The 13186-nt window shown below is 40.2% G+C and carries 9 protein-coding genes and 3 tRNA genes; 7 read left to right on the top strand and 5 right to left on the bottom strand.

The window, feature by feature from the left end; genetic code table 11:
• Positions 1-30: 30 nt before the first annotated feature.
• The gene (locus F928_RS19795) at positions 31-1083 is read right to left on the bottom strand and encodes an MBL fold metallo-hydrolase (protein WP_005079220.1); all 1053 of its coding nucleotides are present in this window, start codon (positions 1081-1083) and stop codon (positions 31-33) included.
• 654 nt (positions 1084-1737) lie between these two features.
• Here F928_RS19795 and hcaR point away from each other — a divergent pair.
• Positions 1738-2643: a DNA-binding transcriptional regulator HcaR gene (hcaR, locus tag F928_RS19800; protein ID WP_005079222.1), complete on the top strand. Its 906-nt coding sequence runs from the start codon at positions 1738-1740 to the stop codon at positions 2641-2643.
• Between the two features lie 266 nt (positions 2644-2909).
• Positions 2910-3587 (top strand): DUF1345 domain-containing protein, encoded by a 678-nt coding sequence (locus tag F928_RS19805; protein ID WP_005079228.1) that lies wholly within the window; start codon positions 2910-2912, stop codon positions 3585-3587.
• 58 nt (positions 3588-3645) lie between these two features.
• Here F928_RS19805 and F928_RS19810 read toward each other — a convergent pair whose 3' ends face one another.
• From F928_RS19810 to F928_RS19825, 4 genes are all read right to left on the bottom strand, one after another.
• Positions 3646-4251, bottom strand: coding sequence for a glutathione S-transferase family protein (locus F928_RS19810; RefSeq protein ID WP_005079230.1), 606 nt, complete (start codon positions 4249-4251; stop codon positions 3646-3648).
• A 49-nt stretch (positions 4252-4300) separates the two neighbouring features.
• Positions 4301-4996: a helix-turn-helix transcriptional regulator gene (locus F928_RS19815; RefSeq protein WP_005079232.1), complete on the bottom strand. Its 696-nt coding sequence runs from the start codon at positions 4994-4996 to the stop codon at positions 4301-4303.
• A gap of 74 nt (positions 4997-5070) precedes the next feature.
• Positions 5071-5745, bottom strand: coding sequence for an HAD-IA family hydrolase (ppaX, locus tag F928_RS19820; protein ID WP_005079234.1), 675 nt, complete (start codon positions 5743-5745; stop codon positions 5071-5073).
• Positions 5742-6674, bottom strand: coding sequence for an RluA family pseudouridine synthase (locus F928_RS19825; RefSeq protein ID WP_005079237.1), 933 nt, complete (start codon positions 6672-6674; stop codon positions 5742-5744). Before F928_RS19825 ends, ppaX begins: the two co-directional genes overlap by 4 nt.
• Before the next feature lie 721 nt (positions 6675-7395).
• Between F928_RS19825 and rne the strand changes: the two genes are divergently transcribed.
• The 5 genes from rne (at position 7396) to F928_RS19850 (ending at position 13141) form a co-directional block, all read left to right on the top strand.
• Positions 7396-10716, top strand: coding sequence for an Rne/Rng family ribonuclease (gene rne, locus F928_RS19830; RefSeq protein WP_005079240.1), 3321 nt, complete (start codon positions 7396-7398; stop codon positions 10714-10716).
• 191 nt (positions 10717-10907) lie between these two features.
• Positions 10908-12749 (top strand): long-chain-acyl-CoA synthetase, encoded by a 1842-nt coding sequence (locus F928_RS19835; protein ID WP_005079242.1) that lies wholly within the window; start codon positions 10908-10910, stop codon positions 12747-12749.
• A gap of 120 nt (positions 12750-12869) precedes the next feature.
• Positions 12870-12945: transfer RNA gene (locus tag F928_RS19840), tRNA-Lys, on the top strand.
• A gap of 22 nt (positions 12946-12967) precedes the next feature.
• A tRNA-Lys gene (locus F928_RS19845) sits at positions 12968-13043 on the top strand.
• A 22-nt stretch (positions 13044-13065) separates the two neighbouring features.
• A tRNA-Lys gene (locus tag F928_RS19850) sits at positions 13066-13141 on the top strand.
• The last annotated feature ends 45 nt before the right edge of the window (positions 13142-13186 follow it).

The raw sequence follows: 13186 nt of genomic DNA on the forward strand, positions 1-13186 counted from the left end.
ACTGGCTTTTTTAATATCAAGCATCGTTTTTTAAACAGTCAGTTTGTGTCCTTCCCGAATGCAATAAAAAGGATTTGCAAGCTTTGAAGAAGCTTTAATTGCCTGTGCTAGAGCATGCTCTGGGTCTTCTCGGTCTTCATCAGTCAACTGGAAAGTTCGATAATGAATCGCAATAGAACGATGAGCCTGTAAATCGAAGTGCGCATGTAGCGCATCTTGCGGGTTCATATGAACATAGCTCATCAATTCACGTGGCTCATACGCACCTATTGGAAGTAAAGCTACTCGCGGTGCGCCATAACGGGCATGTATTTGCTTAAAATGACCCGCATAACCGGTATCACCCGCAAAGAAACAATGACCTGTTTTAGCCACAACCGAAAAGCCGCCCCAAAGTGCCTTATTCTGGTCGCGTAAACCACGGCCTGAACCATGCTGTGCAGGTGTATAGATTATTCTTAATTCGTGATAAGGAATTTCTTGCCACCAATCCATCTCAATGACATGAAACTCTTTAGGTAGATAAAAACCATTCCCGAGTCCAGTGTAAATTGGCATTGCGAATTTTTTATGTAGCCATTCAAGTGTCGCCAAGTCCATATGGTCATAATGATTATGGCTGAGCAAAACTCCATGAATCGTCGGTAATTGTTCTAGTGCAAAACCTGCTGGGCATACACGGCGTGGGCCACGCCCTTGTGAAGGACTTGCATAATCACACCACACTGGGTCGGTAATAAAGTTATAAGGACCAATCTGAACCAATACCGTTGCATGCCCAACAAACCAAACTTGCCAATCATCCAGATCTGCATGAGGTCGATTTTGCGGCAAAGCTACAGCCGTATTTACACGGGTTTCATATTCATTTTGAATATCCACTTTCCATGTAAAAGACTCACGCGTAACCAACCAACGCAATAACTCTTTTGAGCCACGAGCAGGTGATTTAGGTTGTTGATTATAAAAACGTGTATCCGTTTCATGCCCAGACTCGGGATGACAAAAAGGAGGTTTTATCCATGTATGCGTCCAACAGGACTGAGTCGGCAATTGATATGTTAATGTCGGCTTGTCTTTCATGGGCTTTTCTATGTTTTAGCATCAGCAGAATGGATGTGATCAGGTTTCTATCTTAACGATTAAAACAAATTAAGCTATGGCACTTACACTTATTTATCATATAAATATCCATTTTATCGTGGTCATAGCCAACCTAAGTTAAATTAGAGTGCCATAAAAAACACTTAGATGTGTTGAGTTTATGCGTCAGTAATTACCATTCTTACTAAGACTTCTTGTATAACATAACAATTAGAAGATGACGAAAAGCCGCCATAGAACCTGTCTATTTCATCTTTGTCACCCGTAATTTTTAACTTAAGATTCTTCTGTGCAATAAAAACAATATATTTGGTAACAATTACATTTGGGTAGATCTTAGCGACCTCTAGGTTATAAATTTATTTTATTATTCTAGTTTTTGCATAATATGAGAATTTCTTAAATGAATATTTAAATCCTTTAGAAAATTCTTTGATTAATTAAAAATAATGTATTTATTATTTAATTATTAATATATTTTATGAATTATTAGAGCTTATATTCCTATATTAAATCTTTAATGAAAATTAAAATTCCATTTATTTTATAAATACCTAAATCACCTTCACGCTATATCTATTTATGCTTTATACTTCACTTAAATCATAGTAAGACATTTTTTGGATTAGTCTTATGGAACTACGCCATCTCCGATATTTCATTACCGTTGCTGAAGAATTAAATTTTAGTAAAGCCGCTCTTAAACTTTTTACCGCACAGCCCTCTCTTAGCCAACAAATTAAAGATTTAGAAGAAGACGTTGGTGTACGACTTTTAAACCGCACAAAACGCAAAGTTGAGTTAACAGAAGAAGGCGAAGTATTTTTAGAACATGCTCGACTCACCCTCGCTCAGGCTGAAAAAGCGGTCGCTATGGCACGACAAGTTTCTAAGGCTAAACAGCAATTGTTACGTATCGGTTTCGTTCCCATCGCAGAAATGAAAATTTTCCCTTATGTGCTTCCTAATCTGCGACTACAATACCCAGACCTTACTATTGAACTATCTAATTTAAACAATACTGAACAGCTTAAAGCCTTAAAAAAAGGAGAGCTGGACATTACGTTTACCCGTGAAAATACAGATAGTGATGAAATACAAAGCCAATTTGTTTTAACTGAACCCCTGATTTTCTTACTTCCTAAAAATCATCCACTTGCTCAATATGATCGAATCCCAGTCCATGCCTTACAAGGTATTGACTTTATCATTCCGGCAGCCGAACAATCACAAACCTTACATAACACCATTTTAGATTTCGCTAAAACTCATAACATCGAACTGAATATTGTTCAAAAAGCAGACAGTATATTATTCAATATTAACTCTCTTGGTTCTGGATTAGGCTGTACAATTTTACCTGCCTATGTTGCGCCTTTAGGCATCAAAAATACGATAGTTCGTCCACTTGATGTCGACTTACCAACACTTGATTTATTCGTAAACTATCGTAAAAACTCACAGTCTTTAGGCGTTCAAAAATTCATTGACCAGCTCACGAAAGTATTTCATTTAGATAAAAACTTAAACCACGCTTAATTATTACGAATAATTTTATTATTAAGCGCATGATTAATAAGATCATCTTTATAAAAAAGTATAAATAAATATTCCTTTTATTTATTTTATACTTTTTATAAACAGTTTAATCCACGGTAATGTCCTATTTTACCTAATAGGTAAAATTAAATATCTCATGAATATAAATGAAAAGAATTGAAATAAAATCTATATAAAACCATATATTATTTTCACCATTTAATAAAAAATAATATATTTCCCGTATAATAAAGGAGACTAGGAAAATGGTTGGCGTATTTCAACATCTAGGACGTAGTGTACAAAACCGCCCACATTTCTTTATTGCTTTATTCATAGGTATTGTCACAGCCGGTATTTTGACATGGTTAACATCATGGAAGTGGTCAACTATTTTATTAGTCAGCTGGAATGCTTCCGTTAGCATATATTTACTACATGTTTGGCAACTCATGAAAAGTGCCGACCATTCACAAATGCAACAGCAAGCTAAAAAACAAGATGAAAGCAAATGGGTCATTATGCTGATTGTTTTATTAGCATTAATCATGTGTTTGGTTGCTATTTTAATTCAACTGTCACAACTCCCTTCCGACAGTTCTGCAAAGTTAGGTCATGTGGCTTTAGCTTTACTCACCATTGTGTCTGCATGGCTTTTTATGCATACCGTTTTTGCTCTACATTATGCCCATGATTTTTATATGGCTCTATCTAGAAATGAGGAAAATGGAGGGTTAGATTTCCCTGGTACAAAACAGCCAACTTATCCTGATTTTCTATATTTTAGTTATATTATTGGTACTTCTGCTCAAACTGCGGATGTGTCGATTACCAACAAGCACATGCGTCTTTTAAACTTATTTCACGCTGTGTTGTCTTTTGGATTTAATACCACCATTTTAGCGATCTGCATTAACGTTGCTGCTGGCTTTCTTACCAATTAAAATCTTTATTTGAAAATAAAAAAGCCACCCTTTTGGGTGACTTTTAAGAATATTAGGTTTACAGCAGTTGCCCCATAGTACTTTGTTTTAAGCCTTCACGCTGTTTGATCGTTTCAACATAACGGGTAATAGCAGGATGTGATTCAATCGCATTCATTTTTAACTGCCATAAAAGCATTGCTCCCACACTTACATCTGCTGCGGTAAATTGCTCACCACATACATACGGATTCGCTTCACTCAATCCCTGAACTAAAGCTTGATAAGCATCGTTGTAATCGCCATAGCCAACAAACATTTTTTGCTCAGGTGATACTTCTATGCCTAAAGCTTTATCAACACCTGCAGCTTCCCAAGGGCCCGCCATCACAAATAACCAACGATAGTACAAACCACGTTTCGGATCATTCAAGGCTGGTGCCAAACCTTTATCACTAAACTTATCAGCCAAATAAGCACAGATTGCACCCAACTCATAAATCACGACATCGCCATCTACCAATACCGGTACTTTTCCAAAAGGATTAAGTTTTAGATATTCAGGCGATTTCATCTCGGTCTTATATGCGACTTCAATTCGTTCACATTCAACACCCAACTCGACCAAAAGCCAGTCAATAACTACACCACGTGACTCTTTGTTAGTATAAAGTTTAAGGCTCATTCTTATTGCTCCTTGTTTATCGTAGTTCCTAGTTTACAAATAACTTTTGTCAGTTTTTGTCAGTAGTCCTTTGCATTTCTTGTTTCCACCATCTTTGAAACAGATGTTTTTTAAATTCAGGATATATTTCCTCACTCATTTGCAAGTCATGGATACGATCTATCCGAAAATGGCGAAATGCCTGCCGTAATTCACACCAAGCAGCAAGTACAACTTTGTCATGTAAATACCCTAAAGCAAAAGGCCAAAGTGAACGTTTACTTAACCGTTTTTGTTCATCGCAATAATCGACTTTTATTTTTACTTGTTTACGAATCGCTAAACGTACTTGTTCTACTAAAGCTTCATCAACCGGATGCCAGTAATGTGTAACGCCTAGCGTCATGTCATCGATCAAATATTTCCGGTGCTCGGGTAGAACTGCATAAAGTTTAGAGTAGATTGAAACGGCTGCCGATTTCATTGCCTGATCTGGAACGTCTTTCAACCACTCTAAAGCTAAAAATAGAGCTTCGGCTTCATTCTCATTAAAAGTAACCGGTGGTAATAAGATGTCTTCTTTAAGCTGAAAACCCAAGCCTGCTGAGGCATCAATTCTTACACCTTGCTCACGTAAGCTATCAATATCTCGATAGACACTTCGAACACTAATGTTTAAGCTTTCAGCCAAGACTTGTGCTGTGATTGGGTAACGGGCTTCACGGAGCTGTTGTAAAAGATTTAATAGACGAATTGAACGGCTCATTTTTCTCTTCTTATTGTTTTGTTATTCAGCTTAAAAAAAGAGGGAACGTATTCCCTCTTTAATACTATTTCAATTTAAGCGACATCTACAGTAGGTAACTGAGTATACCCTCTCAAAAAGCTGTGAAGCTCTTGTACATCTTTAGCAATCGTTAAAGGTTGAAACTTTTGCAGAACTTCAACCGAATGTACGCCATAGCCTACTCCAATACGCGGCATCCCTAAACGCTGTGCCATCTCAAGATCATAGCTGCTGTCACCAATCATAACCGCTTGCTCAACATTCACACCAGTTACAGTCAATATTTCCTGCAGCATGAGCGGATCTGGTTTTGAACGTGTTTCGTTGGCTGCCCGAGTCACATCAAAAAGATGAGTACTTTGTGTTTTTGCGATTACACGGTCTAACCCACGGCGGTTTTTACCCGTTGCAACTGCAAGCTTTAAACCTTGGGCTTTTAAATCATGGAGTAGTTCAGAAATACCTTCAAACCATGCGTCACTAGTCGAGTTCGCAATATAGTGATCGCCATATGCCTTTAAGATCGAGTCATGCAATTCTGGCGCTTCTGGAAATAAGGTCTGCATCACCTCAGGCAAGCCTAACCCAATAATACTTTTTGCAGCTTCATCGCTTAGAGACAATTCATGTTGCTCTGCTGCATGTTGTAGGCTCGCAACAATCTGGCCAACAGAGTTATATAAAGTTCCGTCCCAGTCAAAAATTACTAATTCGGTTTTCAGACTCATTTTGCTACTCTCAAAGCCTTTAATAACTGGGTCATGTCTTCCGGTAACGGCGCTTCAATCGGTGGATAACCCGGAATATCTAAACGCATCGCGTGTAAACATAAACGTCGTGCCTGCGGACCTGTGTACTCAGTGGTATGTCCATATTTATCATCACCCAACAACGGATGTCCAATACTTAAACCATGTACACGAATTTGATGGGTACGACCTGATAACGGCGATGCATGAACCAAAGTGGCATTTTTAAAACGCTCTGCAACAACCCATTCGGTTTTACTCGGTTTACCTTCTTTAGACACACGTACACGACGCTCGCCATTGGCTAACTCATAACGAAATAAAGGGGCATCAATGAGTTGTTTATCGAGACTCACCTGACCTTTTACAATTGCCGCATAAGTCTTACGAATTTTGTGCTCACGCAACATATCTTGTAGCAGCTTTAAAGTACTACGTTTTTTGCTAATCATGACCAGACCAGAGGTATCACGGTCAATGCGGTGAATTAGTTCTAAATATTTTTTACCTGTCGCTGCGCGTAAAGCCTCAATCAAACCATACGCCACACCACTACCGCCATGTACAGCAATACCTGATGGTTTATTGATGACTAACAGTCCTTCATCTTCATAGACCACACGGCTAAGTAGGCTCTGTGCTACACCATCACTCACAGGAGCAGCTGTTTCATCCTTTTGTTCATAGCGAATAGGTGCAACACGAATCTGATCTCCAATCTCTAATTTGGTCTCAGCTTTAATACGTTTTTTGTTTACACGAACCTGACCTTCACGAATCAAACGATAAATACGACTCTTAGGTACACCCTTTAAACGCGAAAACAGGAAATTATCAATTCGCTGTCCTGCTTGATGTTCATCCACCTCAAACCAAGTGACACTTTGCCATTGCTGTGTAGAATTCATACTAATATTTAAACCTGAAATTTTGCTAAATTTGATTAATAAATGACCGATTAGCTTAGTTTTTTCACAAGAAATCTAAGCTTAGCCCATAGGCAGATGCTGCAAGGTTTGATATAGTCAGCGCACGGATACCGCCGTAAGTGAACATCTAATAGGGAATTTCCCTGATTGAAACCTCAATCAAAATGATGCTTTCATCACCAGCTCGGATTGGTCCTAAAGAATTATGCCGACGCCGAAGGCTTATTATATCGGCAAAATGACAAACTGTTGCGTTTAATTCAGTTTGTTCAAAAAAATATGTTACCAACTCTAGTTGGTTATGGAACGTAAACTGATACACATCAGACAAATCGCTCCTTAATGTTGCCTTCAGGCTAAAGCGTTGATGCATTGGAACTGCCGAAAGCACCGATACGATGAGCATTCCGTATCAAACTTCCCAAAAGAAGTCACTTCGCGCCCAATGACAGTGAAAGTCATTAACCAATGCACCGCTCACCCGCCAGTGAAGCACTAAGGAAGTCCGATTTAAAGGTTGAAGCAGTATTGCCTACATCACAGACGAGAATCGAAGCTAAGGCTAAATGTAGCCGGTAACAGATGACTCAGACCACAAATATTTTGAGATCTGGGAAATGATCCGTCATGTTCGATGTTCGTTCAGAACCTTTAAGTTTGTGCGATATGTTTGTGTGGGTCACTATTAGGTGTCACACCCATGAAACGTATGTTGATTAATGCAACTCACGCAGAAGAAGTCCGCGTTGCACTTATCACTGGTAATCGTCTTTACGATTTTGATTTAGAGAATCGTACCCGAGAACAGAAAAAATCCAATATCTATAAAGGCCATGTAACCCGCGTAGAACCATCTTTAGAAGCTGTTTTTGTTGAATACGGCGCAGGCCGTCAAGGCTTCTTGTCTATGCGCGAAATTGCTAACAGTTATTTCCAAGCAGACCCACGACAAACTTCAAACATTCGTGAACTTATCACTGAAGGTACTGAATTACTTGTTCAAGTCGAAAAAGAAGAACGTGGCAATAAAGGTGCAGCTCTTTCTACCTTTATTTCACTTGCAGGACGTTATTTGGTTCTTATGCCAAACAACCCGAAAGGTGGCGGTATTAGTCGTCAAATTTCAGGTTCTGTACGTGAAGAGCTAAAAGAGATTCTAGCTTCTTTAAATTTACCACGTGGTATGAGCGTTATTGTACGTACCGCTGGTATTGGCCGTACCCAAGAAGAATTACAGTTAGACTTACAGCATTTGCTTGACCTTTGGGCACAAATCCAAGGCACAGCAAGCTCTGGTCCTTCTCCAATGCTGGTTCATCAAGAAGCTGGTGTTGTTACTCGCGCTATCCGCGATTATTTACGTGATGATGTTGCAGAAATTTTAATTGATAGCGAACAGGCTTATAACGAAGCTTATAACTTTGTTAAAGCAGTGATGCCTCGTCAATTAGACAAACTTAAAACTTATACTTTAAACGAGCCATTGTTTGCTCATTTTGGTATTGAAAGTCAAATTCAAACTGCTTATGAACGTGAAGTAAAACTTCCTTCTGGCGGTTCAATCGTGATTGACCAGACCGAAGCTTTAGTTTCAATCGACATTAACTCTGCGAAATCGACTCGTGGACATGACGTTGAAGAAACTGCGCTTAATACTAATTTAGAAGCAGCAGAAGAAATTGCTCGCCAACTTCGTCTTCGTGACATTGGTGGTTTAGTTGTAATCGACTTCATTGATATGACTAAAGAGCGCAACCAACGTATGGTTGAAGCAAAACTTCGTGAAGCAACTCAAAGCGATCGCGCACGTATTCAGTTTGGCCAACTTTCTCGTTTTGGCTTAATGGAAATGAGCCGTCAACGCTTACGTCCATCTCTTGAAGAAGCAACAGGTTATGTGTGCCCACGCTGTCATGGTACAGGCATGGTTCGTGACTTACGCTCACTTTCGCTTTCTATTATGCGTAAAGTAGAAGAGATCGCGCTTCGTGAACGTCATGGTGAAGTTCAGGTTGAAGTTCCAGTTGAAATTGCAGCCTTCTTGCTTAATGAAAAACGCCATAGTTTGGTGTATTTAGAGCAAACTTCTAGTGTTCGTGTGACTGTTTTGCCTCACCCGCACTTAGAAACACCTCACTACGAAATTCAGTACAATCCAGATGGATTTGCCCCATCTAGCTACGAACGTACTGAAGCAACTCGTTCAAGTGAAAAAGAGTTAGGTTATGAATCTTCTGAATGGCATTTAGAAGAAGCTGATCATGGCCATACTCATGCAGCCCCTGCTGCCAATAACGCAGCTAATCAAAAGAAAGTAAATCAAGCGGCTCAACCTGCTGCTCAGGCAAGCGCTCAAAAAGCAGCAAGCCCATGTGCATGGTTAGAAAACCTTTTTGTTCAAAAACAAGCTCAAACAGTTGATCAATCTCGCTCAGCACAAAATGCTGCTGCTGCAATTGAACAAATGGTGAATACAGGCGCTGTTAGCCGTGGGCAGTTTGGACAAGTTGTAGCACCAGCTGTTGCTGAAGTTACTTCGGCTCCATCTAACAATGCTTATATTTCTCAATCTCCTGTTAAGCAGGAAGCACGTGAGAATGTTGAAAAAGACGATAAAGTACAACAGCAGCGTCCAAACAACAAAAAACGTAAGCACAAAGAGCAACGTGAACAACATCAGCACCACCACAATCAAGAACCACAGCAACAACAGGTTCATGAAGAGGTTGTACAGTTATCACGCCAAGAGCAACGTGAATTAAAACGTCAACAAAAGCGTCAACAGCAAGACCAGCCGCATGCACAACATCAAAATGATGGGCAACAAGCTGAACATGCTGTACCACGTCGTGACCGTAATAACCAACAACGTCCAAACCGTCCGAATCGCCACCGCGATCCAAGCGTATTAAATGAAAATCAAAATACGCCGGCACCAGCAGTTGTTGATGAAAAACAAATTAAGGTTGATTTGATTGATGCTCCACAGCATGAAGTCATGAATACAGCCTTAGTCATCAATGTTGATCAAGCACAAAGCGAAATTATTGCTTTAACGCCTGAGCAACCTATTGAACGCCCTGAAAAAGCACCTGTTGTTGAAGCTACTCAAGAACCAGCTCCAGCACCAGTTGTGGCAGTGGAAGAGACGGTAACTGCTGAAGCAGAAGTTCCTCAACCAAAGGCTGAGAAAACTCAACCGCAAATTCAACGTGCAAGTAATGATCCTCGTATGCGTCGCCGTGAACAACGCAATGCAAAACGTGCTAAAGCTGCTGCACCATCAATTGCCCCATCGCAAATTCCAACGTTGGCGCAATATACAATTGGTAGCTTGATCCGTCATGTTTACGGTGAAGACTGCACAGTACTGATTGAACAGTTTGGTTTAGTTCCAACATTCAATCGTGCATTGCAAAAATTTGCAGAGCAATACGCAAGTACTCTAGTGACTGAAGTCGCAACTGAAGCTGAAGACAAAAAGCCTGTTACTCGTGATGCCGAGCTTCCAAGCAATAAGCCTTCACAAGAAGCAGAACCTGCGCCAGTACTTCCATTGACGCCACCAAAAGAAGCGACACCACGAGTTGCTAATGATCCGCGTGAACGCCGTCGTTTAGCGAAACTTGCAGCTGAACAAGCTTTTGAGCAAGTTAAACAACATTCTGCACCAGAAGAAGCTGCCCCTGTAGCTGAGACTGTGCAAGAAGCCGTTGTTGCTCCTACTGCTGAAACACAAGCACCTGTTGAATCAAAACAACAACCGCTTGAGCTTGATCAGCAAGTTGAAGTAGTAGCTAATGTAGAAGAGACACCAGCTGAACCTGTAGTAGAGGCTCCGGTTGCAAAACAGCCAAAAGCAGCTGCAAAAGCCAAAGCAGCTACAGAACAAGCTGTAGAGCCAACTGAAGCTCCTGCCGAGAGTGAATCAGAAGATTCTAAAGCTGATAAGGACAAACCAAGTCGTCCTCGTCGCCCTCGCGGCCGTCCACCAAAGAAAGCAAATCCTGTAGCTGAGTAAATCATTTGCTCAATTGCAGCTAATTTAAACAAACCTAGTCATTTCGATGACTAGGTTTTTTTTGTTATTTTTAACCAATTAGGTTGATTGCACTAGAAGAAAAGTTTTAAAAGCATGGTGAACCATGAAAAATACTGTACTTTTGCCAACGCAACCTTTTTTGGATTGATCGAAAAATAAATAGGATTGATATGAGCCAGACAACACAGACCGATATCATTACGCTTGGGGATGTTGCCACTAGACTTCCTAGCTTCATTCCCAAAGTACCCCATATCCTGAATGGTCTTAAACAGGCTTATTTAAGAACAGCAAATACACCAACTGGATTAGGTGTAGCTTTTGAGAAAGCTGTTAAGCGAAATCCGAAAGGTATTGCTTTATTATTTGAAGATCAAAGTTACTCATATGAAGCTTTAAATGAATGGGCTAACCAGATTTCTCACTATTATTTATCTCTCGGCGCACGTAAAGGTGATGTGATTGCCGTAATGGTTGAGAACCGTTCTGAGCTTATTGCCACTATTGTGGGCTTAGCTAAAATTGGGGTAACGATTGCGCTTGTAAATACATCTCAAGTCGGTAAAGTTCTCGCTCATAGTATCAATCTTGTAAAACCAATTGCAGTCATTGCGGGTGAAGAAGTTCGTGCTGCAATTGATGAAATTCGTCAAGACTTAAACGTTCCTAAAGACCGTTTTCACTGGTTTGCAGATCAGACTACTCGTCAAGATGCAGGAACGGCACCTCAAGGTTATGCCAATCTTGCAATAGAAATTGATCAATTCCCGAAATTCAATCCATCGACCACACACTCTGTTCATGGTAATGATGGTCTGTTTTATATTTATACTTCGGGAACAACAGGATTACCAAAAGCAGTTATTTTTAAACATAGTCGCTGGACACTCGCATATGGCACTTATGGCCACATTTTAAACCTTGGCCCAAATGATGTGATGTATGTCACTTTACCGCTGTACCATGCAACAGGTGTGGTGGTGTGCTGGTGTGGAGTGATTGCAGGAAGCTCTACGCTTGCCATTCGACGTAAATATTCAACCAGTGCTTTCTGGAAAGATGTTCAGAAGTTTAATGCGTCTGCAATCGGTTATGTAGGTGAACTTTGCCGTTACTTAATGGATGCTCCAACTACAGAGCTTGACCGTGCTCACCGTGTAACCAAAATGATTGGTAACGGCATGCGTCCGAACATCTGGGATAAATTCAAACAGCGTTTTGGTGTTGAAGAAGTTCTTGAACTTTATGCTTCAAGTGAAGGCAATGTCGGCTTTAGTAATATTTTCAACTTTGATAATACGGTAGGCTTCTCCCCTATGCCGTATGCAGTCATTCAATTTGATAAAGAAAAGAATGAGCCTGTACGCGATAAAAATGGCTGGTGCAAAAAAGTTAAAGCAGGTGAAGTCGGTTTATTGGTAGGTAAAATTACCAGTCGCTCTCCATTTGATGGCTATACTGACCCAGAAAAGAACAAATCTGTGATTCTGCAAGATGTCTTTAAAAAAGGTGACTCATATTTCAACACAGGTGATCTTGTTCGTAATATTGGTTTCCGTCACGCTCAGTTTGTTGACCGCTTAGGTGATACCTTCCGCTGGAAAGGCGAAAATGTATCTACCACAGAAGTTGAAAACATGGTGTGTGAATATGACAAGATCGCTGAAGCTGTGGTTTATGGCGTAGAAATTCCAAATACCAATGGTCGTGCAGGTATGGCAGCAATCACACTTGCTGATGGTGCTGAATTAAATGACACTGACTTAACAGAAATGGTGACTGTATTTAAAAAATGCTTACCTGCTTATGCGGTACCAGTGTTTTTACGTATACAGGCTAAAGTTGAAACCACAGGTACTTTTAAGTACCAAAAGAATAAATTGAAGGAAGATGCATTTAATCCAAGCAAAACTTCTGAACGTTTACTCGCTTTATTGCCTGGTGAAAGCAGTTACTGTGACATCACAACTGAAATTTTTGACAACATTCAGGCATATAAATACCGTTTTTAGTTCATTTTTTAGCCAAACAAGAGGAAATCGTGCTTTTTATAGGCAATCATGCAAATGTTTTTAAATTTCCTCTTGTGTTAGTTGAATAACTTGCTAAAATACGCGACATCAAAACGATACGGGTCGTTAGCTCAGTTGGTAGAGCAGCGGACTTTTAATCCGTTGGTCCCGCGTTCGAGTCGCGGACGACCCACCACTTATCTGTTTTGAACCTATTTGGGTCGTTAGCTCAGTTGGTAGAGCAGCGGACTTTTAATCCGTTGGTCCCGCGTTCGAGTCGCGGACGACCCACCACTTATCTGTTTTGAACCTATTTGGGTCGTTAGCTCAGTTGGTAGAGCAGCGGACTTTTAATCCGTTGGTCCCGCGTTCGAGTCGCGGACGACCCACCAAATTCTAAAAAGCCTCTCAGTTCGAGAGGCTTTTTTTATTGTTAA

The sequence above is a fragment of the Acinetobacter pittii ATCC 19004 = CIP 70.29 genome (assembly GCF_000369045.1).
Taxonomy (GTDB): Bacteria; Pseudomonadota; Gammaproteobacteria; order Pseudomonadales; family Moraxellaceae; genus Acinetobacter; species Acinetobacter pittii.

Excerpts from the sequence above, each read along its gene's own strand:
- hcaR (WP_005079222.1), top strand. The coding sequence starts at position 1,738 with ATGGAACTACGCCATCTCCGATATTTCATTACCGTTGCTGAAGAATTA.
- F928_RS19825 (WP_005079237.1), bottom strand. The coding sequence starts at position 6,674 with ATGAATTCTACACAGCAATGGCAAAGTGTCACTTGGTTTGAGGTGGAT.
- F928_RS19810 (WP_005079230.1), bottom strand. The coding sequence starts at position 4,251 with ATGAGCCTTAAACTTTATACTAACAAAGAGTCACGTGGTGTAGTTATT.
- ppaX (WP_005079234.1), bottom strand. The coding sequence starts at position 5,745 with ATGAGTCTGAAAACCGAATTAGTAATTTTTGACTGGGACGGAACTTTA.
- rne (WP_005079240.1), top strand. The coding sequence starts at position 7,396 with ATGAAACGTATGTTGATTAATGCAACTCACGCAGAAGAAGTCCGCGTT.
- F928_RS19795 (WP_005079220.1), bottom strand. The coding sequence starts at position 1,083 with ATGAAAGACAAGCCGACATTAACATATCAATTGCCGACTCAGTCCTGT.
- F928_RS19835 (WP_005079242.1), top strand. The coding sequence starts at position 10,908 with ATGAGCCAGACAACACAGACCGATATCATTACGCTTGGGGATGTTGCC.
- F928_RS19815 (WP_005079232.1), bottom strand. The coding sequence starts at position 4,996 with ATGAGCCGTTCAATTCGTCTATTAAATCTTTTACAACAGCTCCGTGAA.
- F928_RS19805 (WP_005079228.1), top strand. The coding sequence starts at position 2,910 with ATGGTTGGCGTATTTCAACATCTAGGACGTAGTGTACAAAACCGCCCA.